Below are 25,501 nucleotides of genomic sequence, written 5' to 3' on the forward strand. Positions count from 1 at the left end.
CGCCCGGCTCTCCTTGCCGGATTCTTTGATCTGCTGCAGCAAGGCTTTCATGGAACGAACCCGAGTCATGCATCAGGACCTGCCCCTCCGGCGCCAGCTGGTGATCGCTGTGTGGGCGGCCATGCCCTTGCTGGCCAACGCACAGACCGCTTCGACCCACGAAGCCCGGCCCGGTACCACCGTGCTGCGTCCGGTCATCGAGCCCGGCGCAACCCAGTCCACTCCGGGCAGCACCCGTATCGACGCCGAGAAGATCGATGGCGTGGATCAGGTGCGGTTGAATGCCACCAACAACGTGCGCCTGCAACGCGACAATCTGCTGCTGAACAGTGATCGCCTGTTGTTCGATCAGGTCAGCAACGAGGTGTTTGCAGAAGGCAACGTCAAGCTCAAGCGTGGCGATGACGAGATCGAAGGACCAAAGGCCCGGGTGAATCTGGACACCCTCTTCGGTGAGTTCGAGACGCCGTCCTATGTTCTTCAGCGGCAGAAAAAGGTGCCGGGGGCGAGCGTTGAGGACCGGCGTACCGGGCGCAATGATCGTTCCGTCACGCAGGTCGTGCGTGGTACCGGCCAGGCTGACCAGCTCATGCTGGAGGGCGAGAACCAGTACCGCATGAAGAATGCGACCTACACCACCTGCCCGGCACCGGATCCCTCTTGGTATCTGCGCATGAGCGATCTGGATCTCGATTTCGATCGCGATAAGGGCGAGGCTACACACAGCTCACTGGTCTTCAAGGGCGTGCCGATCGCATATGCGCCGTGGATGGACTTTCCTTTGTCCGGCGGGCGCCAGTCCGGCATCCTGCCGCCGACAATCGGAGCCACCAGTAATACGGGCTTTGATGCCTACCTGCCGTATTACTTCAATCTTGCCCCCAATTACGATGCCACCTTCGCGCCGCGCTGGATGAGCACGCGTGGCCTGCAACTGGCGGGTGAAGGGCGCTACCTGACGGGGGGCAGTACCGGTACCCTCAAGGCAGAAGTCCTGCCGGAGGACAAGGAAGACAAGACCAGCCGCTCGCTGGCCAGCTGGCGCCACAATCAGAACCTGGGCAATGGTTTCACCGCCGACGTGGATGCCACGCGGGTATCCGATCGCGCCTACTTCGATGACCTGAGTTCCCGTGTCACGGCAACTTCGCAATCCACCCTTCTGCAGCAGGCTACGCTCGGCTACAACAGCGGGTCCTGGCTGTCCGGCAACCTGCTGGTGCAGCGCTATCAGGTTCTGGAGGGGGCGTCTCCCTATAACCGCCAGCCCTCTCTCTCCTTGACGGCGCGCCAGCCGGATTTCCATGGCTTCGCCTTCACCCTGCCGATGGAGTACACCAGTTTTTCGCACTCCACGCCGGTGCCGGGAACCACCCAGACCCAGCCGGATGGCCGCCGCACCGTGGCCTATCCGCAAGTGTCCTACCCGATGGAGAGCTCGTCCTCTTTCGTAATCCCGAAAATGGGCCTGCATGCCACGCGCTACAACGTGGACCGCACGACCACCGACGGTCAGGCGGCCATGCGGCGCCAGGTGCCGATCATGTCGCTCGATTCCGGCCTGATCTTCGAGCGCGACACCCAGATCGGCGATACGGCCCAGGTCCAGACCCTTGAGCCGCGCCTCTACTATGTGAAGGCGGCCTATCGCGACCAGACTGAAATCCCGGTCTTCGATACAGCTAAGGCGGACTTCAACTTCGCGCAGATCTTCTCCGAGAACACTTACTCGGGGAACGACCGGATCGCGGACTCCAACCAGCTGACCGCCGGTGTGCAGTCGCGCATGATCGATGCCTCCAGTGGCGAGGAGTGGTTGCGCGCCGCGCTTGCCCAGCGTTACTACTTCGCGGATCAGCGTGTTTCCCTGCCGGGTGAAACCCTGCGCACCGGCAGCACGGCCAACCTGCTTGGCGGTGTGGCGGGCCGGGTGCATAGCGATCTGTGGGCCGAAACCGTGCTCCAGTACGATCCGCGCGTAGGGCTGTGGGAGCGTGCGGTGACCGGATTGCGTTACCAGCCCGGGCTGTCCAAGGCCCTGGCGGCGAGCTACCGCTATCAGCGTGACCAGTTCCGCAGTTTTGATGTGTCTGGCCAGTGGCCCCTGTGGGGCGGCTGGTATGGCGTGGGCCGCTATGATCGCAACCTGCGCGATCACCGCACCAGCGAGATCATCGCCGGCCTGGAGTACAAGGCCGATTGTTGGGTCTTCCGCACTGTCTGGCAATCGCTGGTCACCAACGAGAAAGAGAAGAACACCTCGATCTTCCTGCAGATCGAATTCAACGGTCTGGCCTCTGTGGGGTCAAACCCGGTCAACCTGCTCAAGCGTAGCGTGAGCGGTTATGGCAAGATCAACGATCCCGGCGTGGGCGACCCCAAGTTCGGGGATTGATGCCCGCCTGAACCCGATTTCCTGAGCATGTCCGGAACCTCCATGAAGAAGTCCATGTTTCGAGCCGCATTGGCTCTCGTCCTGCTGCCCTTGTGCGTGCAGGCTGCCGAACTCGACCGCGTGGTCGCAGTGGTGAATGACGAAGTCGTGCTGGCCTCCGAACTGCGTGCCCGTATTCAACAGGTGGAGCGCCAGCTTGCCGGGCAGGGCACGCCGAAGCCCGCAGCCTCGCAACTGCGCTCGCAGGTGCTGGATCGCATCGTGATGGAGCGCTTGCAGCTGCAGATGGCCAAGCAGCGTGGCCTCAGTGTGGATGACGCCACACTGGATCGTTCACTGCAACGGATCGCCGAGCAGAACAAGATTGCGCCGGCCGAACTGAGCAAGGCCGTGACCAAGGAAGGGCTGGACTGGCAACAGTTCCGCGAAAACATCCGCAACGAAATCGTCATGGCGCGCCTGCGTGAGCGTGAGGTGGATGCGACGATCACCGTGACGGATGCTGAAGTGGCTGCCGTGCTGCAAGCCATGGCGCAGGAAGCCAAGGGCCAGGAATACCAGCTGACCCACATCCTGCTGCGCGCGCCGGAAGCGGCAACCCCCGAACAATGGATGGCGCTGGGCAAGAAGGCGGAAGAAGTCATGCGTCAGATCCGTGCCGGTGAAGACTTCCGCAAGCTCGCCGCCACCTACTCCAATGCCCAGGATGCAATGCAGGGCGGCCTGATTGACTGGCGCAGTATTGAAAGCCTGCCGCCCCTGTTTGCCGATCGAATGGCCGAAATGCAGAAGGGCGACGTGAGCAAGATCCTGCGCAGCCCGGTAGGCCTGCACATCTTCAAGCTGCTGGATGTGCGCGCCAAGGCCGAAGCCAAGGTCGAGGTCGAGCAGACTCACGCACGCCACATCCTGATCCGCACCACCGATGTGGTCGGCGAAGCCCAGGCCATTCACCGCCTCGAAGATCTGGCCGAGCGCATCCGCAACGGCACCGATTTCGCAGAAATGGCCAAGGTTCACTCCTCCGATCTGACCTCTGCCAAGGGCGGCGATCTGGGCTGGCTGAACGCTGGCGAAACCGTGCCGGAGTTCGAGCGCGCCATGAATGCGCTCAAGCCGGGCGAACTCAGTGGCGTGGTTGCCAGCCCCTTCGGCTGGCACCTGATCCAGGTGCTCGAGCGCCGCAAGATGGACGTCACCGCTGACCAGCGCAAGTTTGCTGCGCGTCAGGCGGTGCGTGAGCGCAAGATTGGCGATGCTGCTGAAGAGTGGTTGCGTCAGGTGCGTGATACTGCCTACGTCGAAATCAAGCCCGAATAAGTTTCAAGGGGTCGTTTACATGGCATCGAAACGCCCCGTGATCGTGATCACCTCCGGCGAGCCTGCCGGGGTGGGCCCTGAGCTCTGCGCAGCGCTGGCGCAGCGCGAGTGGCCGGTACGCATTGTGGTGATCGGTGATCAGTGCCTGCTCGCGGAACGCTGCCCTGGCATCGCCTGGCAGCCTTACGCAGCCAGCGCTGAACCCGTAGCGAGGGCGCTCGAAGTGCTGCATGTGCCGCTTGCCACGCCCGCCGTGGCTGGCCAGCTTGATGTGAGCAATGCCCGCTACGTACTGCAGACCCTCGATTGCGCCATCTCCGGCTGCATCAGCGGCGAGTTCGCCGCCATGGTCACCGCGCCCGTGCAGAAAAGCGTCATCAATGACGCGGGCATTCCCTTTTCCGGCCATACCGAATACCTCGCCGAACACACCGGTACGCCGCGTGTCGTGATGATGCTGGCCGGGCAGTACGGCTCCGAGCTGCGTCCGTGGATGCGGGTGGCGCTCGCCAGTACCCACCTCGCACTCAAGGATGTGCCGGCCTTCGTCAGCGCAGAAGAGCTCGAAGCCGTGCTGCGCATCCTGCACACCGATCTGCGCGACAAGTTTGGCCTCGCGACGCCGCGCATTCTCGTTGCCGGCCTCAATCCGCATGCGGGCGAGGGCGGTCACATGGGGCGCGAAGAGATCGACATCCTCAATCCGGTGCTCGAGCGCCTGCGCGCCGAAGGCATGCAGCTCATCGGCCCACTGCCGGCGGACACTTTGTTCACCCCACGCCAGCTCGCGCGTGGTGATGCCGTGCTCGCCATGTATCACGACCAGGGCTTGCCGGTGCTCAAGTTCGCCACCTTTGGCGGCGGCATCAACATCACCCTGGGCTTGCCCATCATCCGTACTTCGGTGGATCACGGCACCGCTCTCGACCTTGCCGGCAGCGGCCGTGCCGATCCGGGCAGCCTGTTTGCCGCGGTCGATTGCGCGCTGGCAATGATTGCCACGCAACCCTGAACCCGTCATGAAACACCTGCTCTCACTTGCCAGCCTCCTGTTGCTGGCCGCCTGCACTTTCGGCAATACCCGCCCCGAGCCTGAAGTGCCGCGCCCGGTGGCGTCTGCCCCCGTTGCCGTGGTGATGCCGCAGCCCAAGCCACGTCCCAAGGTGGCGATCGCGCTCGGCGGCGGGGCTGCGCGTGGCTTCGCTCACATTGGCGTGATCAAGGCGCTCGAAACCCAGGGCATCGTGCCGGATATCGTTGTCGGCACCAGCGCCGGCAGCGCGGTGGGCGCGCTGTATGCTGCCGGGAATGATGCCTTCGCGTTGCAGAAGCTCGCTTTCCAGATGGACGAAAGCGCCCTCACGGACTGGGCCATTTTCGAGCGCGGCTTCCTCAAGGGCGAGGCGCTGGAGAAATTCATCAACCAGCAAGTGGCCGGTCGCCCGATCGAAGGCCTCAAGCGCAAGTTCGCGGCCGTGGCCACCGATCTTGCCGAAGGTCAGCCAGCGGTATTCGTGACTGGCAACGTCGGCACCGCCGTGCGCGCTTCCTCTGCAGTGCCGGGCGTGTTTTCGCCGGTCGTGATCCGCAGCAAGGAATACGTCGATGGCGGCCTTACCAGCCCGGTGCCGGTGCGCGCCGCACGCCAGCTCGGCGCTGATATCGTGATCGCTGTCGACATCTCCGGCCGCCCTTCCGGCAAACGCAATCAAGGCAGTGTGGACATCCTGCTCGACACCATCTCCATCATGGGCGTGAGCATCGGCGGCTTCGAATTGCGCGATGCCGACGTAGTGATCCGCCCGGATACCAGCGGCCTGCCGCTCGCCAACTTCCAGCAACGCCACGAAGCCATCCTGCGCGGCGAGCAAGCCGGTTTTGCCGCAGTAGCGAAGATCAAGGAAAAGATCGCCGCGCGGATGTAAAGCTCGGGGGAGTGGGTTTATGCGGCTAAAGCCGCACCTACGGAGTTCATCGGGCCGGTTTTGATTTTGTAGGGCCGGCTTCAGCCGGCGGGGCCCGGGGTGGTGTGGGGCATGCGGCTAAAGCCGCACCTACGGAGGTCATCGGGCCGGTTTTGATTTTGTAGGGCCGACTTCAGCCGGCGGGGCCCAGGGTGGCGTGGGGCATGCGGCTAAAGCCGCACCTACGGAGTTCATCGGGCCGGTTTTGATTTTGTAGGGCCGGCTTCGGCCGGCGGGGCCCGGGGTGGTGTGGGGCATGCGGCTAAAGCCGCACCTACGGAGGTCATCGGGCCGGTTTTGATTTTGTAGGGCCGGCTTCAGCCGGCGGGGCCCGGGGTGGCGGGGGGCATGCGGCTGAAGCCGCACCTACGAAATGCATAGGGCCCGGAGTGGAGTGGGCTTCGCTGCTGAGACCGGCTGCCGCACAACTACGGCCTGCAGCGTCGGGCAGGGTAGAATCCCGCCCTGATCACCAAGGATTTCCAATGCCTCAAGGCCACATCGCCCGCAAACGCTTCGGGCAGAACTTCCTCTCTGACCCCAACATCATCCGCCAGATCATCACGGCGATTGCGCCCAAAAAGGGCGAGCACATCGTCGAGATCGGGCCGGGCCTGGGCGCCATCACCGTGCCGCTGCAGGCAGGCTGTGGCCATCTGCATGTGGTCGAGATCGATCGTGATCTGATTGCCCGACTCAAGGAAACCTGGTCGCCGGCACAGATCACCATCCATGAAGGCGACGCACTCAAGTTCGATTTCAGCACCTTGCCGGCACCGCTGCGGGTCGTCGGCAATCTGCCCTACAACATCTCCACGCCGCTGCTGTTCCACTTCGCCAGCTATGCCGAGCGCGTACGCGACATGACCTTCATGCTGCAGAAGGAAGTCGTCGACCGCATGGTGGCCGAGCCTGATACCGAAGCCTACGGCCGCCTCTCGGTGATGCTGCAATACCGCTTCAACATGGCCAGCCTGTTCGATGTGCCGCCCACCGCTTTCAAGCCCGCGCCCAAGGTCACCTCGGCCATCGTGTACATGCAGCCCAAGCCTGCCAGCGAATGCGCCTGTCGCGATGAAGCCCTGCTCGGGCGCATCGTGACCGCCGCCTTCGGCCAGCGCCGCAAGACGCTGCGCAACACCTTGCGCGAGCTGTGTTCGGATGAAGATTTTGTTGCGCTGGGTATCAACCCGCAGGCGCGCGGCGAAACCCTTGGTGTCGCCGAATACGTGCGCATGGCCGACCACCTCTCCGCCCGCGCGGAATCAGCCGGCGCGTGAAATAGTTCCAATCCTTTTGCGGCGCTGCGTGGCATTCTCCAGACCAACAATCCGGGGAAACACCCACAATGAGAACCGCAGCCTCCTTCTCCTGGCTGGGGCAGGAAGATAGTCTTCGCAGCCGCTATCCCCTCGTCGGGATCGTCGAAACCCTGCTCGGCCCCTGCATCGCCGTGCTCAGTCTGGCCGCCAGCGTAGCCTGGTTCGGCCAGAGCTTCGACCGCCATTATCTGGCGCTCTCGCTGATGACCTTCCTGCTGCTCTTCCCGGGCATCCTGCGCATCTCCGAAGACCGCTGGCGCATGGCCGGCAAAGCCGCGCTGGCCTGGCTCACGCTGTGCTTCACGCTGCTCGTGTTCGGCCACACCACCGGCTATCTGCATTACTACCATCAGGGCGTGATCGCGGTCTGGCAGGTCGGCACCTTGCTCGCCTTGCTGCTCGCTCACGAAGCCGCCCGCCAGATGCTCAAGCGCGTACTCGCCAGCAACCAGCGCAGCGCAGTGATCATTGGCGGCAACGATACGGGCGTTGAGCTCGCCCGCCATTTCGAAACCGACCGCTACGCCGGCATTCGTTTTCGCGGCTTCTTCGATGATCGCCCACGCGAACGCATGAGCCCGCGCTCCAGCGATCTTCCGCTGCTCGGCACCGTCAGCGAGCTGGGGCAATTCGTCAAGGCGCAAGGTATCGACCAGATCTACATCGCCCTGCCCATGGCCTCTCAGCCACGCATCCTCGCACTGCTCGATCAGCTCAAGGACACCACCGCCAGCATCTACTTTGCACCAGACCTCTTCGTCACCGACCTCATCCAGGGCCGTGTCGAGCAGATCGGCGGCATGCCCGTCGTTGCTGTGTGCGACACCCCTTTCCGGGGCATGAATGGCGTGATCAAACGGCTGGAAGACGTGATCCTCTCGTCCATCATCCTCGTCCTGATCTCGCCGGTGCTGCTTGCCTGCGCGATTGCCGTGAAGCTCTCATCTCCCGGCCCGGTCATCTTCAAGCAGCGCCGTTACGGCCTGGATGGCAAGGAAGTGCTGGTCTACAAATTCCGCTCCATGACGGCCACCGACAACGGCCCGGTCGTCAAGCAAGCCACCAAGAACGACGCCCGCATCACCCGGGTTGGCGCCTTCCTGCGCAAAACCTCGCTCGACGAGCTCCCACAGTTCATCAATGCCCTGCAGGGCCGCATGAGCATCGTCGGTCCGCGCCCGCACGCCGTGGCCCACAACGAGCAATACCGCAAGCTCATCAAGGGCTATATGGTCCGCCACAAAGTGCGGCCCGGCATTACCGGCTGGGCGCAGGTCAATGGCGCGCGGGGAGAAACCGACACGCTCGAGAAAATGGAGCGTCGCATCGTCCTCGATCTCCACTACCTGCGGCACTGGTCGCTCGCGCTGGATCTCAAAATCATTCTGCGTACGGTGGGCCTCATGGCCAAAGACGAAACCGCCTACTAAGCACCGCGGTTTTGACCTTGTAGGGCCGGCTTCAGCCGGCTGGGCCCGGGGTGGCGCAGGGCTCATGCGGCTAAAGCCGAACCTACGGAACATGTCTTGCCCTTGTTTGCGGCCCAAACCGCACCTACGAAAAACACCGCACTCGCGCAAATAATCACGGGGGCGGAGCGGATGTGAAATGCCTGCCCGTCACAGAGGCAGGGCATGATCCTTGCGTCGCATACTCGACCCAAATCCGCCACCTCTTATGCCCTCCGCTGAATCCACGTCCATGCCCTACAAACTCCTTCGCCTGCTGGCTGCCTTGGCGGCTCTGGCAATTGTCCTCGGGCTTTTCATCGGCGGGGCCCAGCCCTATGCCGTGGGGCTCTTCACCCCACCGTGGGATAAGGTCGCCCATGCCACCGTCTTCGCAGGCTTTGCCTTCATTCTGCATGCCGGCATCGGCTGGCGCTGGGGTTGGGCCGTGCTTGCCGCGCTTGCCCTGGGCTCCGCGGACGAACTCCAGCAGATGTTCCTGCCAGGCCGTCAGGCAGGATTCGACGATCTCACCGCGGATCTGATCGGTGCTGCGCTCGGAGTGCTGCTCGCGAGCATCCTCAAGCAACAGGTCCGGGCGCGACGGCAGGCTCGGGTTTGACCTTGTAGGGCCGGCTTCAGCCGGCTGGGCCCGAGGTGGTGCAGGGGGCATGCGGCTAAAGCCGCACCTACAGAATGCGTCGGGCTGGTTTTGATTTTGTAGGGCCGGCTTCAGCCGGCTGGGCCCGAGGTGGCGCAGGGCTCATGCGGCTGAAGCCGCACCTACGGAGATCGTCGGGCCGGTTTTGATTTTGTAGGGCCGGCTTCAGCCGGCGGGGCCCGAGGTGATGCAGGGGTCATGCGGCTAAAGCCGCACCTACGGAACGAATCGGTTCTTGTTTGGTAAGCGCTTGTGCGGCTCAAACCACGTCCGCAAAACCATCGCGCGCCCGCAAAAGTCGTCTATTCAAGGCGCTGAAAGCCATTAAGTTGGAAATGGGCTTCTCTTGACCTGCTTTTTCGCGCTGAAACGAGTCTCCTGCGGGAGGACACTCTAAATGCAGCCATTCGGCACGTTTCAATCACGAACTTGATGGCATTGGGCTTGGGTAAATACAGTGGCCGCGTATACGAGTCCGTCGCCGTCACCATCCGTTTTGTGAAGTGCAGCTCCTGGCCATTCAGACTCAATCACTGAAGAAAGCTCACGCCATGACTGGAATGAACACGCACCCGCGCATTTTCGTGGCTGGCCACAACGGCATGGTCGGTTCGGCGATTGTTCGCCAGCTCCTTGCTCAAGGCGTGCCGCGCGAAAACATCATCACAAAGAGCCACAAGCAGCTTGATCTCACTGATCAGTACGCCGTGCGCCACCTGTTCCAGTTCGAGCACATCGACCAGATCTATCTGGCAGCAGCCAAAGTGGGCGGTATCTACGCCAACAATGCCTATCCGGCGGAGTTCATCTACTCCAACCTGATGATCGAAACCAGCGTCATCCAGGAGGCCTGGCGCGCCGGCATTCACAAGCTTCTGTTTCTGGGTTCCAGTTGCATTTACCCCAAGCATGCCCAGCAGCCGATGGCCGAAGAAGCTTTGCTTACCGGCCAGCTGGAGCCTACCAACGAACCTTATGCCATCGCCAAGATCGCCGGCATCAAAATCTGCGAAAGCTACAACCGGCAATACGGCACCGACTACCGCAGCGTGATGCCCACCAATCTGTATGGCCCGGGTGACAACTATCACCTCGCCAACAGCCACGTTCTGCCCGCGATGATCCGCAAATTCCACCTAGCCAAGATGTCCATGGAAGGGGATCTCGCCGGCATCGTCGCCAACGAGCAGGCGCATGGCGAAATCCCGGTGGATATCCTTCAGATGCTCGGCCTGCTCAGAGATGACGAAGGGGGTGAGCTCGCTTTCCTGCGTCATCCGCACTCCATTCAGCTATGGGGCACAGGCACTCCCTACCGCGAATTCCTTTACGTGGACGACATGGCAAAGGCCAGCATCCACGTCATGAATCTAGATAAAGCCATCTACGACACCTACACCAGCCCCATGCTCAGCCACATCAACGTGGGTTACGGCTCGGACTTCACCATTCGCGAAATGGCCGAAAAGGTCGCCAAGATCGTCGGGTACAAGGGCGACATCGAGTTCGACGCCACCAAGCCCGATGGCACCCCTCGCAAATTGATGGACAGCACCCGGCTGCGCAACATGGGTTGGTTGCCCGAGGTTGACCTTGAAGCAGGTGTGCGAATGGCGTTCGAGGCCTATCTGGCGGAGAGCTCAGTCACCTGACGCGGCATGGCGCTTTTGATGGGCCGGTTTCAGCCGGTTGGGCCCGGGGTGGTGCAGGGGGTACGCGGCTCAAGCCGCACCTACGAAAATCATCGAGCGGGTATGGGTGAGGGTTTTGTAGGGCCGGCTTCAGCCGGCGGGGGCCGAGGTGATGCAGGGGGCATGCGGCTGAAGCCGCACCTACGGAACGCGTCGGGCCCTAGCTTTGTGGTGAGGCGCTGTGTCGAGCCTAACCTACGGAGATCATCGGGTTGTTGGGGCATGTTTTGTAGGGCCGGCTTTAGCCGGCTGGGCCCGGGGTGGTGCAGGGGTCATGCGGCTGAAGCCGCACCTACGGAACGCGTCGGGCCCTAGCTTTGTGGTGAGGCGCTGTGTCGAGCCTAACCTACGGAGATCGTCGGGTTGTTGGGGCATGTTTTGTAGGGCCGGCTTTAGCCGGCGGGGCCCGGGGTGGCGTGGGTTCATGCAGCTGAAGCCGCACCTACGGAGCGCATAGGGCCCTTGTTTTGTTGAGGCAGCTAAAATCGCATCTACGTGTAGCTGCCCGCGTTGGTTTCTGGGCTCCTGGCGTCAATCCTCCTCCCACCCCTGCGGGCGTAGCAGTTTTGCTGTGAGCCGGGCGACTATCCTTTCCTCTTGCCCCCGTGTTTGCCAAAAGATCTCATGCCTTATACCCATCTACGTAAAGGGCGAGCGTCCGAAGCCGGGCGCGTCTATCTCGTCACCACGGTTACCGAATCACGACGACCTGTATTTGCCGATTTTCAATCCGCCCGGATCGTCGTACGAACCCTGAAAACCTTGCATGAGCAAGCTTTGGTCAGCTCACTTGCGTGGGTAGTAATGCCAGATCATCTGCACTGGCTCTTCGAACTGAGTCAGGGCGTTGAGTTGAGTGAAGTAATCCGGCGTATGAAGGGGCGGAGTGCGAGGGAAATCAATGCCATCCATGGCGCAGGTGGCAAGGTTTGGCAGCGCGCATTTCACGATCATGCCGCACGTACCGACGAGAATCTTCAGTCCATGGCTCGTTACATTGTCGCCAACCCATTGCGCGCAAATCTCGCAAGCGAAATAGGGGCCTATCCGCATTGGGATGCCGTCTGGCTTTAGCTGGCTGGCCCCTTTTTGGGTGGTGGTTTATGCGGCTGAAGCCCTACTTATTTGGATCATCGGAGGGTTTGTAGGGCCGGCTTCAGCCGGCTGGGCCCAAGGTGATGCAGGGTTCATGCGGCTGAAGCCGCACCTACGGAACACGTCGGGCCCTTGTTCGCAACTCAAGTCACACCCACGAAATCATCGGACTGGCATGGGTGAGGGTTTGCAGGGCTGGCTTCAGCCGGCGGGGCCCGAGGTGATGCAGGGTTCATGCGGCTGAAGCCGCACCTACGGAACGCGTCGGGCCCTTGTTCGCAGCTCAAGCCACACCCACGAAAGTCATCGGGCTGGCATGGGTGGAGGGTTTGTAGGGCCGGCTTCAGCCGGCGGGGCCCGGGGTGGCGTGGGTTCATGCGGCTGAAGCCGTACCTACGGAACACGTCGGGCCCTTGTTCGCAACTCAAGCCACACCCACGAAAGTCATCGGGCTGGCATGGGTGAGGGTTTGTAGGGCCGGCTTCAGCCGGCTGGGCCCGGGGCGGTGCGGGGGTCATGCGGCTGAAGCCGCACCTACGGAACACGTCGGGCCCTTGTTCGCAGCGCAAGCCACACCCACGAAATCATCGGACTGGCATGGGTGAGGGTTTGTAGGGCCGGCGTCAGCCGGCTGGGCCCGGGGTGGCGTGGGTTCATGCGGCTGAAGGCGCACCTACGGAACACGTCGGGCCCTTGTTCGCAGCTCAAGCCACACCCACGGAAATCATCGGACTGGCATGGGTGAGGGTTTTGTAGGGCCGGCTTCAGCCGGCGGGGCCCGGGTGGCGTGGGTTTATGCGGCTGAAGCCGCACCTACGGAACACGTCGGGCCCTTGTTCGCAGCTCAAGCCACACCCACGAAAGTCATCGGGCTGGCATGGGTGAGGGTTTGTAGGGCCGGCTTCAGCCGGCGGGGCCCGGGGTGGTGCGGGGGTCATGCGGCTGAAGCCGCACCTACGGAACACGTCGGGCCCTTGTTCGCAGCTCAAGCCACACCCACGAAAGTCATCGGGCTGGCATGGGTGAGGGTTTGTAGGGCCGGCTTCAGCCGGCTGGGCCCGGGGTGGCGTGGGTTCATGCGGCTAAAGCCGCACCTACGGAACGCGTCGGGCCCTGTTTCCGGCTCAAACCGCACCCACGCATACCATCAAGCATCGTTCTGCCCCGCTGCGGTGCGCCGCCTTCGATCTTCCATCGTCTGGCACTTCCCCCAAAGGGCATATCCCCCGAAAAATCAGCAGCTTCCATTAGCCCACCTTGAGCCGGGAATAACTTCGAAGCTGTGACATTTGCCGCATTCCTGAGTAAAAAATTCAGGCTCTTGGCGTCAACTGAGAACCACTTCTCACGCACCCGCAACATGCCCGCCGTAACATCCGCACAAACCCTGATAACAGCCATTTGCTGCGATTAAGGGGGCGAAGTTGCCGAGCGAGTGAGCACTCCTTGTGCGCATGTTTATTGCTCTGCACAAAGCACTACAGAACAGAAATCAGCAATGCCCGGGGAAACATCATGAATCTCTACATCCGTTGCGCAGTGGTTTGCCTCGCCAGCCTGGGGCTCATGCTTTCTTCTGGCCTCATGGCGAGCAAGCAGGATGCACCCAGCACGATTGCAAGCGCCGAGCCGCTTGCCACTGCTTCGGCTGCGCTGGGGAGCACGGCGCTGAGTGAACTGGTCGAATTCAAGGCGCGCAGCAACTAAGAGGTAAAGGCGCCGGGTGGCGGCATTTGGCCCGGCCTTTGCATGGCTTTTAATCCATAGTCATCGCCCCTGAACTAAGCACTCTGGCTTCTGGCCGATAATCAGGCCCTCATCGTTTTCTCAGGAATTTCTAGCCATGCTCCAGCCCGTCATTCTCTCTGGTGGTTCCGGCACCCGCCTGTGGCCAGCCTCCCGCGAAACCTACCCCAAACAGCTGCTGCCGCTGACGGGCCCGGAATCCCTGCTGCAGATCACCGCGCGTCGCCTCGAAGGCTTTGCCGCCGAGATTGCCAAGCCGATCGTCGTCACCAACGAAGAGCACCGCTTCATCATCGCCGAGCAGATGCGCCAGATTGGCAAGGGCTCGGATCGCATTGTGCTCGAACCGGTGGGCCGCAACACCGCCCCCGCCATGCAGCTCGCCGCGCTGGTCGCCACCCAAGAAGGCGGAGACCCGATCCTGCTCGTGATGCCCGCCGACCAGATCGTCACCAACGGCCCCGCCTTCCTCGCTTCCATGGCAGAAGGCCTCAAGCAGGCCGAAGCCGGCGCACTCGTCACCTTCGGCATCGTTCCGGATCGCCCCGAAACCGGCTACGGCTACCTGCGCACCGGCGAAGTGATGCCCGCGGCCAGCAGCGCCCGCAAGCTCGCCGCCTTCGTCGAAAAGCCCGATGCCGCCCGTGCCGCCGAATACGTCGCCAGCGGCCAGTACCTCTGGAACGCCGGCATCTTCATGATGCGCGCCAGCGTCTGGCTCAAGGCCCTCGCCGCCCTCCAGCCCGACATGGCCACCGCCTGCCAGACTGCTGTTGATGGTGCCAAGCGCGACAGCGACTTCATCCGCGTCGACAAAACCGCCTTCACCGCCTGCCCGTCGAACTCCATCGACTACGCCGTCATGGAACAACTCGGCGCCCATCCCGAACTCGGTCAGCCCGTCGTCGTCCCCATGGACGCTGGCTGGAGCGACGTCGGCGCCTGGGACGCCCTCTGGAGCGTCAGCACCAAAGACGCCGAGGGCAACGCCACCCAGGGTGACGTGATGCTCGAAGACACCCACGACAGCCTCGTCTTCGCTCAGAGCCGCCTCGTTGCCACCGTCGGCATCAAAGACCTGATCGTCGTTGAGACCCCGGACGCCGTCATGGTCGCCGACAAATCCCGCGCTCAGGACGTCAAAGCCATCGTCAGCCGCATCAAGGCCGAGGGCAAAACCCTCGCTGCCAGCCACCGTAAGGTCTACCGCCCCTGGGGCTGGTACGACAGCATCGACATGGGCCCGCGCTTCCAGGTCAAGCGCATCGTCGTCAATCCCGGCGCTACGTTGAGCCTGCAGATGCACCACCACCGCGCCGAACACTGGATCGTGGTGAGCGGCACAGCCGAAGTGGTGAATGGTGAGCAAACCCTGCTGCTCGGTGAAAACGAATCCACCTACATCCCGCTGGGCCATGTGCACCGCCTCGCCAACCCCGGCAAGCTGCCGCTGGAGATCATCGAAGTGCAGTCCGGCTCCTATCTGGGCGAAGACGACATCGTGCGCTTTGAAGACACCTATGGCCGAAGCTGACGCTGCCTCAGCTTGAATCAAGAGGGGGGCTTAGCCTCCCCTTTTCTTTTTTGATCCTGTTCGGAATCAATTGCCGCGTATGCAAATCCTTCATGACTGCCAAAAAAGCAAACCGGTATTCGGACTGAGGTTCGGTATGCAGACCCGCTCTGAGGTTGTAGCAGACGTTGTTTCCTGTCAGCTCGGCCAAGTTTTCGAGTGTCGCCTGCTAATTACTCCGAACGTCGACCATGTCATAACACTCCACGAAAATCCGGACTACAGGAGTGCTTGCGAGTACGCCTGGAAGCTGACCGTTGATGGTTTTCCTGTTGCCAAATTCCTGAAGCTCACAGGGGTTGATATCCCTGAGCGCGTTACAGGGGCAGATCTTTTTCCTGAGATCATGCAGGCGCTTTATCCACAAAAGCATCGCCCATGTTTTCTCGTTGCGACCGAACATACTCGCTCGCATCTTGAGGCCTGGCTTGAACAGCGCGGTTTTGAGCAGTCCTGTTTTATTGTAAAAGTACCTCCGTTTGGCTTCGAGCGGAATGAAGAGTTCTCGGATCAGCTCTTGGCTGATCTTGGCCGTGTTCGCGCTACCCATTTATTCATGGGGGTTGGTGCGCCTAAGTCTGAAATATGGTCATACCGGAATAGAGCAAGGCTAGCTAACGTCTGTGTTTTGTGTTTCGGCGCCGGGATTGAGTTTTTCAGTGGAAATCTCGTCCGGGCGCCTGAGTGGATGCAGAAATACGGCCTTGAATGGATCTGGCGCCTTTGCTCAGAGCCGCGTCGGCTGGCGAAACGGTATCTGGTTAATTCCTGGAAGTTCTTTTATTACGCGGCCAGGGAATTTGTCAGGCAAAAGAAGGGCGTTCCGGAATGAGCAAAAACCAGTCGAACGCTTCTCCGTCAGCCCTGGTTGATTACTCGCACATGGGGCGAAAGATCACCGGCATCGAGCGTATATCTGCAGATCTCTTTTCCCCAGATGCCTTGGCAGAATTTGACGTTCTTCATACGTCGCACGCCTCAGCGCTGGGGATGATTCGCGCACAGTGGCTTGAAATTCCGTGGCTGGCATCCCGCAATCCGGATGCAAAACTCCTTTTTCCGGGGTTTCCTCCCAGCATTGCAGCAAGCATGCTGTTCGGAAAACGAGTCATTCCCTATATCCACGATCTGTTTCTGCTTGAGAGGCTGGATGAGCTGAACATCCGTGCGCGCCTCTACATGCGTCCGTCCTTCATTTACGCAATCCGGCACCTGCGCAATTTTTTCGTGAACTCGAAAACCACGGAAGCCAATCTGCGCAAGGAGTGCAGGGCAGACGCAAACATCATGACCCTTCGGCCGCGCGCCGAGAATGTCTTTGGTTTTGAAGAAATCGAGCGTCACATGCCTGCGGACAATGCTCCGCTCAGGTTTGTCATGCTTGGCACGCTTGAGCCGCGCAAGAACTACGAATATGCGGCCGAGCTTACCGGCGCCTTGGCGCTCAAGATCAAGCGGTCTGTTGAATTGCATATTTCGGGTCGTGAGGGCTGGGGGAATATCGCAGACAAGCTCGTAAGCTTCCCGCACGTCCACTACCACGGCTACCTCTCGGTTTCCGCTCTGCGCGACCTGGTTGGGCAGAGCCATGCATTCTTGTGCACTTCCCTTGATGAAGGGCTGGGGCTTCCTTTGCTTGAAGTGCTCTACAGTGGCATCCCGATGGTTGTTTCAGATATTCCGGTGTTCCGGGAAGTCGCCAGTCTGGCATCAAGCACATTCATCCCGAACACCTCGCTGGAGCAAGCGTGCGCGAAGCTTGCCGAAGTGCTGGAGGCTCCCGGGTTTTTCAATGGCAGTCTTGCCCGGGCAAAGCACGCCACGCAAAACTGGAACCAGCTTGCTGATGCAGACATGGAGGCCTTCCGTGCCTTCATGCGCCGGCCATTGGCCTTGAACGGTGGCGCCTGATGAAGCCCACGCTATTGGTCAATCATCTGCTCGAGCCGGGCAACCGGATATCCGGCATCAGCAACTACCTGTTCTCCCTGCTCAAGGCCATGATTCGGGAGGATCGTTTCCATATTGTTCTGTTGACCTGCTGGCAGCGCGAGCAGCTGCCAGCCGAAATACGGAACTCGACCATTGTCGTTGAAGAGCATCCCTTCATTGCCTCGCAGCCCTTGAACATCCTGCGTCAGAACGTGCTGCTGCATGGTCGGGTTCGCCGCTACCGTGCAGACCTGGTATTCAACTCCAACCCCGTTGGTGGCGTGCTCACTACCGCGCCGAAAATTTTCGTCGCGCACGATCTCTACTTCGACGTCTCCCCCGCCTCCTACAAATGGCACCACCGCCTCTGGTGGAATTTGTTTTTCCCGCTCGCGGGCCGAAGCAGCGCTGCCGTCCTTTGTGTCTCGGCCAATACGCAGCGCGATGTGCAGCGTTTCCACCCATCCTTTGCGGGCAAGACGCGCGTCGTGCTTGAAGCGCCGTGTCTTGAAGTCAGCACTACGGCTTTCCGCGCACCCGACCGCTACGGGCTCTTTGTTGCCAACGTATCTCCCAACAAGGGTGCACACACCCTTGTTGAAGCAATGACGCTGCTTGCGCGCGAGGGGTGCCCGCTGCCGGTCCATCATGTCGGCAGCGATGACCAGGGCCGGTTTCCTGCCTACGCAGCGAAGATTGAAGGTGGAGGCGTGTTTCCGGAGTCGCTTGGCTACGTGTCAGCGCCCCGTCTGAGCGAGCTATATGCCTCTGCGCGCTACCTTGCCTTCCCATCGCACTATGAAGGTTTCGGCCTGCCGGTGCTTGAAGCCCAGTGCCACGGGCTTCCCGTCATCGCCAGCGACATTCCCGTGCTGCGCGAAGTAGCGGGCGAGGGGGCGCTCTACTTCCCGGTGGGAGACGCCAATGCGCTCGCACATTGCATGAAAACCCTGCATGACGACGACGCGCTCTTTGCCGACCTCTCCCGGAAAGCACGAGTCAATGCCTCCCGCTTCAGCTGGCAGAAAGCCGCAAGCGAAACCGGCGAGCTGATTGCCAGCTGCATCAAGCCCCGGGCAGCCTGAACACCGTATCTGAGAATCAGAGCATGAACACCTCAACGAATTTTCGCAGCACCCTGATCGCCCTCCATGCGCTGGACCCCTTCGGCAGCAAGGTTGGCGGAATCGAAACACATGTCCGCCAGGTCATTCGCTATCGCCCCGCTGACCTGCGCGTCATTCTGATCGGCGTGGACGACAGCGGGCAGCGCAAGCTCGGCGAACTCGTCGAAATCCAGGACGAAGCCGGCAGCTACTGGTTCATGCCCATCATGCACTGCCACACGGTAGCGGTGAACAGCGCCGCCAAGCGCCTGCTGCAATCCGTCACCCTGAACTTCTTCAAGAACGTGCTTCGCTACCTGCCTCGCATCCGCGCGCTTGCCAGAGAGATGCCTGCCACGCTTGATATCCAGCGCTACGAATACTCATGGCTGTGCCAGCTGATCGGCGTGCCCTACGTACTCACCACACACGGCGACATGCGGCCCGATCAGCCCATGGATTCGCTACTGTCGAAATACCCTTACCTCCATCGCTTCAACGAAGGCCACGCCGTTCGGCACGCCGCGCACGTCTATTCGGTAAACAAGGAGCAGACCGAGCGGATCCGCAAGGAAATCAAGGGCGCTGCAGGCAAAACCGAATTCATGACCGTCAGCGTCGACGACCGGCTCTTCCAGCCAACGCCCTATCTCCAGCTTGATGGGCCAGTGCAGATCGCATTCGTCGGAAGGCTGGACCACTTCAAGCGGCCCGGCATGATGTTCGACGTGATCCGGCGCGTGGACGAACTGGCGCCGGCCGGCGCGCGCTTCCACTACGTGGGCGCGGCTGACCCCACCGATTTTCCCGAGTTCGCCGCCATCGCCGGCATCACCACGCGGCATGGCTTCAAGAACTCCGCCCAGATTGCCGAGCTCTGGCGAGGCTGGCATCTGGGGCTGGTGACCTCCACCTTCGAAGGCATGCCGGTCTATGTGCTCGAAGCGCTGTGTTCAGGCCGCCCGGTGTGCTCCATCCATCTGCCGCAGATGCATCTCGTGATCAGGGACGACGTCAGTGGCACCGTGCTGCCGGGCAACAACGACAGTGCCGAGCTTGCGCAGGCCCTGGCGAACGAGTTGCTTCGCTACTGGAGCCGGATTCGTACCGGGGAGCTTGAGCCTCAGGCTGTGAGCGAACGTGTGGTGCCCTACAAGGCCAGCCGTCAGATGGGTGTTCTGTATGCTCGCCATGCTTCTCTCGTTCGATCTGCCTGAATATTTTGTTTTTCTCGAGATCTTTTGTTTTTGTTAACCGAGGTCCCGCGGGGAAAAAGTGGAAAAAAATTTGGATGTTTCTGGAAATAAATTTATCGGATTGGAGGTTGTTCGTTTTTTATGCGCGCTATCTGTCCTAGTTTGGCATTTCCAGCATTTTTTTGAGCTTCCTGGAGCTTCGGCGTTTGCTGTTGGTGAGCAGCCCCTGAATTCTGTTTTTCACTACTTTTATACAAGCGGGCATCAAGCTGTTCGTTATTTCTGGGCACTGAGTGGATTTGTTTTCTTTTGGAAATACTCTGAAGATATCGGTGCGAGGCGTGTTGGGGCGTGGCGGTTTTTTGTGTTGAGGTTTTCTAGACTCTATCCTCTGCATTTTGCAACTTTGTTGTTGGTTTTACTTCTTCAGGCTTTTTATTTTCACTATAACTCTGGCTATTTTGTATATCAAAACAATGATTTGAAGCATTTTTTATTGCAATTGTTTATGGCTAGTAATTGGGCTTTTAATCCAGGGCTGAGTTTTAATGGGTCTATTTGGTCTGTGTCTGTTGAAGTGTTTGTGTATTTCGTGTTTTATTTTGTTAGTCTGTTTGTCGGGAGGTCTTTTAGGGTTGTTTTTGCATTAATTTTGTTGTCTGTTGTGGCTAGGGCGTTGGGGGTTATAAATCCTGTTGTTGAATGTTTTTCTTTTTTTTATGTTGGTGGGCTTGCGGTGCTTTTTTTAAGTGGTGATCAATGGAGGTGGTTAAAAGGATTGCCAAATACAGTTCATGTGCTTTTGGCGCTGGCGAGCGTTGCATATGTTGCTAATCAGCGTGATGTTGGTAGTGGTTATTATGGTGTTATGGTCTCTTGCTTCTTTGTTCTTGTTTCATTTTCAGAAGGCTGGTGGATTCATAGGGGGGTTCATAAGGTTTTTGAGTTTCTTGGGAATTTAACTTATTCGAGCTACCTGATCCACTTCCCTTTTCAGCTTCTTATTGTTATTGTTTGTGATTATTTTTTTTGTGGTGTTTGGAAGGTGTGGAGTGGGTTGGTTTTTTTTGTTTATATATTTGGCGTTTTTTGTTTATCTGTTCCGGTTTACTATTTGTTTGAGAAGCCTGTGCAGGGGTTTTTGAGAAGCCATCTGATGGAGAGGGAAGGTTAAAATTTTGTTTGATATTTTTGCGAGTTAATTTTTCTCCTCCGGTTGATTTTTGTCCGGGCTTCGAAATTTTTGTTTAAATTTTTAGGGGTTTGTTTTTGTAATTTTTGTATGGTTACTCGTAAATGCTGATCCGTAGAACCCTGCAGACGCTCCCGGCTCAGCTGCTGAGTCCGCTGGCGCAATTCGCTTCAGTACTGATCTGGACGCATATCGCCAGTTCCGACACGATTGGTGCCGCCACGCTGATCACCGGGCAGCAGGAACTGGTCCGCGCGCTCTTTTTGGGTTGGTGGTCGCAATATGCCTTGCGTTTCGTGGGCGAGCAGGGTGCGGCAATCGAACGCTTCGCCAGCACATCTGTCCGTGTTCTTGCTGTCTCGGCCGTCGCGCAGATGGTGTTTGCGCTGTGTTTGCTAGTCTGGCTAGTCTCTGCCCAGCCATCCGGCTTGCTGGTGCTGGGCACTGCGGCCTTTGTTGCGCTCAGGGGCATCAATCAGCATCAGGCTACCGTGGCGGCAGCTCTTGGCCGGGCGCTGGATTACAACGTGCTCTCCCTTTGCGGGCCAGTGCTGGGCCTTGGGCTCGGCTGCGCAATGCTGCTCGCCTATGGCGACAATCCCGCCTTCCCCGTGCTGGGTTATGCCGCTGGGGAAGCGCTAGGGGGGGTGTATTCGCTTAGGCGTGCTTCTTGGGTCGGTGTTGATAATGGTTTTGATCGACCGATTCTGCGTCAAGCCTTTGAGTATGGCGCGCCTCTACTGCTCTCCGGTGTGCTGGCCTGGCTGGCTGTCAATCTCACGCGCTATCTGGTTGACTACCGCCTTGGCTTGGCTGCCGCTGGCCAGTTCGCAGTGGGGTTCGGCCTCGGTCAGCGCGCAGCCGCTATCGCCGCCATGCTAGTCACGGCAGCGGCTTTGCCCATGGCGATCCGGCGCATGCAGGAGTCTGGCCTTGAGCGTTCCATGCAGCAGTTGGCTGATAACTGCGCCTTGTTGCTGGCTGTGATGCTGCCCAGCCTGCTCGGTTTGCATCTGGTGAGCCCGGACCTCATCCGTCTCGCCGTTTCTTCAGATTTTCAGCAGAGCACCCAGGCCATCCTTCCTTGGGCATTGATCAGCGGCGGGATGTTCGCCTTCATCTACAACTACCTGAACCACTATTTTCTGGTCACCGTGCGCCCGCGCCCGCTTGTTCTTGTGGATGTGAGCCTGGTTGTGCTGACCTTCGCTTTGTTTTTTCCGTGCATGGCTTTGTGGGGGCTATCGGGCGGCGTTGTGGCCATGGCGCTGGCTGCATCTGGCGTAGCCGGAGCCATGCTTTTTTATCTGGTGGGCAGGCGCGAGCTGCAATTTCCCACCGCGCATTGTCTGAAGGTTAGCGCCTGCTGTGCGGTGATGGCCGGCGCCATTCTGATCAAGCCGGTGCTGGCAGAGCGCCTGCTGAATCTTGCCGGCAACATCATGGTGGGCGGGCTGGCTTATGTGCTGGCCATGATGCTCGCCTACCACCGCATGCTCCGTTCCATGCTGCAACAGCGGCGAGCGCCCGCCCGGAGTTGACGACGTGAATATGAATCCCCAACAGCCCTTTTTGTACAAAGGGGGCTTGCCCTTCCTGCCTTACTTTTTGCTGCTCTTGTCCGTAGCCCTGATCATCGGTGCTTCCGGCAATCTTTTGGCGCTTTGGGGTTACAACTACGCCGGGCTGGGCGGGAACCCGATAGAAAAGATTCACCCCTCCACCTTTACCCTGATCGCAGCTTTGCTGTCGCTGCTGGGCTATCGAAATGGCGCCCAGCGCTTGCAGGCGGGTTTGTTGCAGCCGGCCATCTTCACCAGCCTGTGTTGCAGCCTTCTGGCGATTGTTTATGCCCAGCTGGTATTGAAGCAGCCGCTCTCTGGTCTGATCGTCAGCTGGCTGACGCCCGTCTTGCTGCTGGCGCTCCTGCTTCAGATGAACCGCAGCCAGGCCCTGCGGCTGGAATATCTATTGCATGCACTAATGCTGGTGAATTCCATCATGGGGGTGATCGAGTTTGTGCAGGGCTCCGCACTCGTGCCGCCGGTATTGCTTGATTACACCGGTTCCGGGGCAGAACTTGATGTGTCTGAATGGGGGGAGTGGCGCGCTTCAGGCCTGTTTGGCCACCCCCTGGCCGCAACCCTTGCCTGCGGCCTTGTGGTAGTGGCGGTGTATGCCCTGATCTGTTTTCGTCGGGCGAGTCGCCTGCAGATCTTCACGCTTCTGCATTGCCTGGCCGTGATGCCCCTGTTCGGTGGCCGCACCAGTATTTTTGCAACCATCCTCTTCGTGTTGTTGATGAGCCTGGCCCGGCTGTGGCTCGATTTCTCGGGGAAAACAGACAACCGCATCGATCTCTTCAAAGTGTTGTGTGCTGTCTTTGCGCTGCTATGCGCAGCACTCTGGGCGTATCAGGCTGGCATGCTGGATCCTTTGCTTGAGCGGCTGCAGGACGACAAAGGGAGTGGGCAGACCCGGTTTTCTGCGCTTGAGATTGTTGCGGACACCTCTTGGTTGGAGTTGTTCTTTGGGGATTTTAAAGGGCTACTTCCTTACCGGCAGGTGGTGTTTGGAACCATTTACGGCATTGAGATTTTTTGGGTAGGAATGCTCCTGATTTATGGTGCACTGGCAAGCGTATTTATTTTTATAGGATGTTGGCGCGCCTTGTGCTTGTGCGCGGAGACTTATTCATCTCTGGCGTGGTGGCCTATCACCTTCTTTTTCTTCGCTATTTCTTCAGGTGTCGGCCTAACCGTGAAGTCGACTGCTTTTTCTTTTTTGATGATTGTTTTTGTTTTTATGCTGTGCAGTCGTCGGTCGGGTGGCGTTGAGGAGAGTCTCAGTGCTTGAAGAAAAAATACGGTGGATCGATTGTGCCAAGGGGGTTGGAATACTTCTTGTTGTTTACGGACATGTTGCGCGAGGTTTGGTTAATGCGGATCTAATGGCTGCTGATGCCTGGTTTCAAGCCGTGGATTCTATTGTTTACTCATTTCATATGCCGCTTTTCTTTATTATTTCAGGGGTTTTGTTTGAGAAAAGTTTTTTTCGGCATGGTTGGCGCCTTGTTTTTAATCGTGCTGCTTCACTTTTGTATCCGTTCGTGGTGTGGTCCATTTTTCAGGGGGCGGTAGAGGTTAGCATCTCCCAGTACAAGAATTTTCCCGTGCTCTGGTCAGAAGTTGCTTGGTCTTTGATTTTTCCTCGCCAACACTTCTGGTATTTGTATGCGCTGTTTTTTTTGAATTTAACTGCCGTTTTGTTGATGGTTTTTAAGCCATCAGGCAAGACCATGGCTGCTTTCCTGGCTCTTTCTGCGCTGGCTGTTGTCTATGGCCCTGTTTCTCAGTCCTGCCCGCCGCTTAAGTATGTGTGCGGATATTTCTTTTATTTCTTTTTCGGAGTGGTGCTTTCTCGTCGGCCTGATGCCATTTCCGAAGTCTCCCGCTATGGGCTGCTGGTCTTGGCCGCGAGCATTGCTTTGCAGGGGTGGGGTATCTCTGGGGTGGTGGTTTCGGAATCCGGGCGCGCCTGGGCTGCGTTGCTTGTGGCTTTGGTATGTTCGCAGGCTGTTTTTATTTTTTCGTTTTTGTCGCGAGGGAGGTTGGCGAAGTGCCTGGCATTTCTGGGGTTGAACTCCCTTTATATTTATCTGATGCACGTTGTTTTTGCTTCCGGATTCCGGATTGTTTTAGCCAAGGTTCTGGGTGTCAACACGGCGTGGCTTCATCTTTTTATGGGGTGCGTGATTGGTGTGGGTGTTCCGTGCGTGATTCGTGCCTTGTTGAAAGAAAGAATTGATTTTCTATTTGATTTTCGCCGCTGGTCATTGAGGTAACCGTTGTTGTGACAGAAATTGTTCAAAAGAATGATCGGCGTCTGGAGGTTGATACGCTTCGCGGCTTGGCGTGTTTGTTGCTAGTGTTTTATCACGTGGTTGGAAGCAGCGCGGCGTCAGGGCTTCATGTCGAAAAAGGCGTGCTGCGAGAATTCAATGATTTGCTCGTTCATGTACGGATGCCCATTTTTACGGTGCTTTCCGGGTTTGTTTATGGCGCAAGGCCATTTTCTGGCGGGTTTTTCGAGTTCTTGGTCGGCAAGGCCAAGCGGCTGTTGGTGCCTATGCTTTTTGTCGGGACTTTTTTTGCGCTTATTCAGAGTTTTGTGCCTGGTTCGAATCATCGTGTCGAGAGCTGGTTGCTTTTGCATGTGATTCCGTATGCACACTTCTGGTTTGTTGAGTCATTGTTCCTGATCTTTGTTGTGGTGGCAGTGCTGGAGTACTGGCAGAAAATAACGGATGGGAGATCGTTCTTTTTTGTATTATTGATTGCTGTTTTACTGATGCTCTCGGGGGCTGGTTTTGAATACTTTTCGGTCAAAGGGGCCGTTTATCTGTTTCCCTATTTTATGTTTGGTTTGTTGCTGAAAAGATTCGCCTTGCTGGATGGGGTGGGGCGAGCTGCAGGTGTTTGCGTGCTGGCGGTCGTTTTTGTTTGCATGCTTGTCTGGGGTGAGCGCATCGGGACTGATCGTCAAAGTGTGGCGTCGCTGGTGGTGGCGGTTTCTTCTGTTTCGGCACTGTATGCGATGAGGCTGAAATTTTACTGGTTGGCGTGGGTAGGGGTTCGGTCATATTCAATATATCTTTATCACGTTTTTTTTGCCGCTGGGGCCAGGATTTTAAGTGCCTCTATGGAGGTTGATTCTCTTGGTGCGATGGTGGTGCTTGGAGTGGTGTGTGGTGTTTTGGGTCCGATTCTGGTTGAGCATCTCGTGCCCGATTACTCGTTCAGTCGCCGGCTGTTTCTCGGCGCTTCTGTTAAACGTGATCGTGCTAAATAAGTTTTATGA

20 protein-coding genes are annotated in these 25,501 nt (G+C 58.8%); all 20 read left to right on the forward strand.

Features of this window, described 5'->3' with window-relative positions:
- The first annotated feature begins 49 nt into the window (after positions 1 to 49).
- Positions 50 to 2,395, forward strand: coding sequence for an LPS-assembly protein LptD (locus HJ583_RS03185; protein WP_170020419.1), 2,346 nt, complete (start codon positions 50 to 52; stop codon positions 2,393 to 2,395).
- 42 nt (positions 2,396 to 2,437) lie between these two features.
- On the forward strand, positions 2,438 to 3,715 hold the full coding sequence (locus tag HJ583_RS03190) for a peptidylprolyl isomerase (RefSeq protein ID WP_170020421.1): 1,278 nt from the start codon (positions 2,438 to 2,440) through the stop codon (positions 3,713 to 3,715).
- 19 nt (positions 3,716 to 3,734) lie between these two features.
- Positions 3,735 to 4,727 carry a 4-hydroxythreonine-4-phosphate dehydrogenase PdxA gene (gene pdxA, locus HJ583_RS03195; RefSeq protein WP_170020423.1) on the forward strand — a complete coding sequence of 331 codons (993 nt, stop codon included), beginning with the start codon at positions 3,735 to 3,737 and terminating at the stop codon, positions 4,725 to 4,727.
- 7 nt (positions 4,728 to 4,734) lie between these two features.
- A complete protein-coding gene (locus HJ583_RS03200) occupies positions 4,735 to 5,640 on the forward strand; it encodes a patatin-like phospholipase family protein (protein WP_170020425.1) in 906 nt (301 codons plus the stop codon).
- Between the two features lie 524 nt (positions 5,641 to 6,164).
- Entirely contained in the window at positions 6,165 to 6,959 is a 795-nt protein-coding gene (gene rsmA, locus HJ583_RS03205; protein WP_170020427.1) for a 16S rRNA (adenine(1518)-N(6)/adenine(1519)-N(6))-dimethyltransferase RsmA, read from the forward strand.
- Positions 6,960 to 7,027: 68 nt separating this feature from the next.
- The gene (locus HJ583_RS03210) at positions 7,028 to 8,431 is read left to right on the forward strand and encodes an undecaprenyl-phosphate glucose phosphotransferase (protein ID WP_170020429.1); all 1,404 of its coding nucleotides are present in this window, start codon (positions 7,028 to 7,030) and stop codon (positions 8,429 to 8,431) included.
- 271 nt (positions 8,432 to 8,702) lie between these two features.
- Positions 8,703 to 9,071 (forward strand): VanZ family protein, encoded by a 369-nt coding sequence (locus HJ583_RS03215; protein WP_170020431.1) that lies wholly within the window; start codon positions 8,703 to 8,705, stop codon positions 9,069 to 9,071.
- Between the two features lie 599 nt (positions 9,072 to 9,670).
- Positions 9,671 to 10,762 carry a GDP-L-fucose synthase family protein gene (locus tag HJ583_RS03220; RefSeq protein WP_170021308.1) on the forward strand — a complete coding sequence of 364 codons (1,092 nt, stop codon included), beginning with the start codon at positions 9,671 to 9,673 and terminating at the stop codon, positions 10,760 to 10,762.
- 663 nt (positions 10,763 to 11,425) lie between these two features.
- On the forward strand, positions 11,426 to 11,875 hold the full coding sequence (locus tag HJ583_RS03225; RefSeq protein ID WP_170020433.1) for an REP-associated tyrosine transposase: 450 nt from the start codon (positions 11,426 to 11,428) through the stop codon (positions 11,873 to 11,875).
- A gap of 1,536 nt (positions 11,876 to 13,411) precedes the next feature.
- The gene (locus HJ583_RS03230) at positions 13,412 to 13,603 is read left to right on the forward strand and encodes a hypothetical protein (RefSeq protein WP_170020435.1); all 192 of its coding nucleotides are present in this window, start codon (positions 13,412 to 13,414) and stop codon (positions 13,601 to 13,603) included.
- 136 nt (positions 13,604 to 13,739) lie between these two features.
- On the forward strand, positions 13,740 to 15,176 hold the full coding sequence (locus tag HJ583_RS03235; protein ID WP_170020437.1) for a mannose-1-phosphate guanylyltransferase/mannose-6-phosphate isomerase: 1,437 nt from the start codon (positions 13,740 to 13,742) through the stop codon (positions 15,174 to 15,176).
- Between the two features lie 136 nt (positions 15,177 to 15,312).
- Positions 15,313 to 16,047, forward strand: a complete 735-nt coding sequence (locus HJ583_RS03240; RefSeq protein WP_170020439.1) for a WecB/TagA/CpsF family glycosyltransferase — start codon at positions 15,313 to 15,315, stop codon at positions 16,045 to 16,047.
- Entirely contained in the window at positions 16,044 to 17,126 is a 1,083-nt protein-coding gene (locus tag HJ583_RS03245; protein ID WP_170020441.1) for a glycosyltransferase, read from the forward strand. Before HJ583_RS03240 ends, HJ583_RS03245 begins: the two co-directional genes overlap by 4 nt.
- Positions 17,126 to 18,232, forward strand: a complete 1,107-nt coding sequence (locus tag HJ583_RS19030; protein WP_170020443.1) for a glycosyltransferase family 4 protein — start codon at positions 17,126 to 17,128, stop codon at positions 18,230 to 18,232. Before HJ583_RS03245 ends, HJ583_RS19030 begins: the two co-directional genes overlap by 1 nt.
- 23 nt (positions 18,233 to 18,255) lie before the next feature.
- Complete coding sequence (locus HJ583_RS03255; protein WP_170020445.1) at positions 18,256 to 19,470, forward strand: glycosyltransferase family 4 protein; 1,215 nt, start codon at positions 18,256 to 18,258, stop codon at positions 19,468 to 19,470.
- Positions 19,471 to 19,528: 58 nt separating this feature from the next.
- Positions 19,529 to 20,623: an acyltransferase family protein gene (locus HJ583_RS03260; RefSeq protein WP_170020447.1), complete on the forward strand. Its 1,095-nt coding sequence runs from the start codon at positions 19,529 to 19,531 to the stop codon at positions 20,621 to 20,623.
- A 122-nt stretch (positions 20,624 to 20,745) separates the two neighbouring features.
- A complete protein-coding gene (locus HJ583_RS03265) occupies positions 20,746 to 22,182 on the forward strand; it encodes a lipopolysaccharide biosynthesis protein (protein ID WP_170020450.1) in 1,437 nt (478 codons plus the stop codon).
- 10 nt (positions 22,183 to 22,192) lie between these two features.
- Positions 22,193 to 23,497, forward strand: a complete 1,305-nt coding sequence (locus HJ583_RS03270; RefSeq protein WP_235943742.1) for a VpsF family polysaccharide biosynthesis protein — start codon at positions 22,193 to 22,195, stop codon at positions 23,495 to 23,497.
- On the forward strand, positions 23,490 to 24,485 hold the full coding sequence (locus HJ583_RS03275) for an acyltransferase family protein (RefSeq protein WP_170020454.1): 996 nt from the start codon (positions 23,490 to 23,492) through the stop codon (positions 24,483 to 24,485). Before HJ583_RS03270 ends, HJ583_RS03275 begins: the two co-directional genes overlap by 8 nt.
- Positions 24,486 to 24,493: 8 nt before the next feature.
- Complete coding sequence (locus HJ583_RS03280; protein ID WP_170020456.1) at positions 24,494 to 25,492, forward strand: acyltransferase family protein; 999 nt, start codon at positions 24,494 to 24,496, stop codon at positions 25,490 to 25,492.
- The last annotated feature ends 9 nt before the right edge of the window (positions 25,493 to 25,501 follow it).

Origin of the sequence: Uliginosibacterium aquaticum (genome assembly GCF_012972705.2) — a bacterium.
GTDB lineage: Bacteria > Pseudomonadota > Gammaproteobacteria > Burkholderiales > Rhodocyclaceae > Uliginosibacterium > Uliginosibacterium aquaticum.

Excerpts from the sequence above, each read along its gene's own strand:
- HJ583_RS03185 (WP_170020419.1), top strand. The coding sequence starts at position 50 with ATGGAACGAACCCGAGTCATGCATCAGGACCTGCCCCTCCGGCGCCAG.
- HJ583_RS03190 (WP_170020421.1), top strand. The coding sequence starts at position 2,438 with ATGAAGAAGTCCATGTTTCGAGCCGCATTGGCTCTCGTCCTGCTGCCC.
- pdxA (WP_170020423.1), top strand. The coding sequence starts at position 3,735 with ATGGCATCGAAACGCCCCGTGATCGTGATCACCTCCGGCGAGCCTGCC.
- HJ583_RS03200 (WP_170020425.1), top strand. The coding sequence starts at position 4,735 with ATGAAACACCTGCTCTCACTTGCCAGCCTCCTGTTGCTGGCCGCCTGC.
- rsmA (WP_170020427.1), top strand. The coding sequence starts at position 6,165 with ATGCCTCAAGGCCACATCGCCCGCAAACGCTTCGGGCAGAACTTCCTC.
- HJ583_RS03210 (WP_170020429.1), top strand. The coding sequence starts at position 7,028 with ATGAGAACCGCAGCCTCCTTCTCCTGGCTGGGGCAGGAAGATAGTCTT.
- HJ583_RS03215 (WP_170020431.1), top strand. The coding sequence starts at position 8,703 with ATGCCCTACAAACTCCTTCGCCTGCTGGCTGCCTTGGCGGCTCTGGCA.
- HJ583_RS03220 (WP_170021308.1), top strand. The coding sequence starts at position 9,671 with ATGAACACGCACCCGCGCATTTTCGTGGCTGGCCACAACGGCATGGTC.
- HJ583_RS03225 (WP_170020433.1), top strand. The coding sequence starts at position 11,426 with ATGCCTTATACCCATCTACGTAAAGGGCGAGCGTCCGAAGCCGGGCGC.
- HJ583_RS03230 (WP_170020435.1), top strand. The coding sequence starts at position 13,412 with ATGAATCTCTACATCCGTTGCGCAGTGGTTTGCCTCGCCAGCCTGGGG.
- HJ583_RS03235 (WP_170020437.1), top strand. The coding sequence starts at position 13,740 with ATGCTCCAGCCCGTCATTCTCTCTGGTGGTTCCGGCACCCGCCTGTGG.
- HJ583_RS03240 (WP_170020439.1), top strand. The coding sequence starts at position 15,313 with ATGCAGACCCGCTCTGAGGTTGTAGCAGACGTTGTTTCCTGTCAGCTC.
- HJ583_RS03245 (WP_170020441.1), top strand. The coding sequence starts at position 16,044 with ATGAGCAAAAACCAGTCGAACGCTTCTCCGTCAGCCCTGGTTGATTAC.
- HJ583_RS19030 (WP_170020443.1), top strand. The coding sequence starts at position 17,126 with ATGAAGCCCACGCTATTGGTCAATCATCTGCTCGAGCCGGGCAACCGG.
- HJ583_RS03255 (WP_170020445.1), top strand. The coding sequence starts at position 18,256 with ATGAACACCTCAACGAATTTTCGCAGCACCCTGATCGCCCTCCATGCG.
- HJ583_RS03265 (WP_170020450.1), top strand. The coding sequence starts at position 20,746 with ATGCTGATCCGTAGAACCCTGCAGACGCTCCCGGCTCAGCTGCTGAGT.
- HJ583_RS03270 (WP_235943742.1), top strand. The coding sequence starts at position 22,193 with ATGAATCCCCAACAGCCCTTTTTGTACAAAGGGGGCTTGCCCTTCCTG.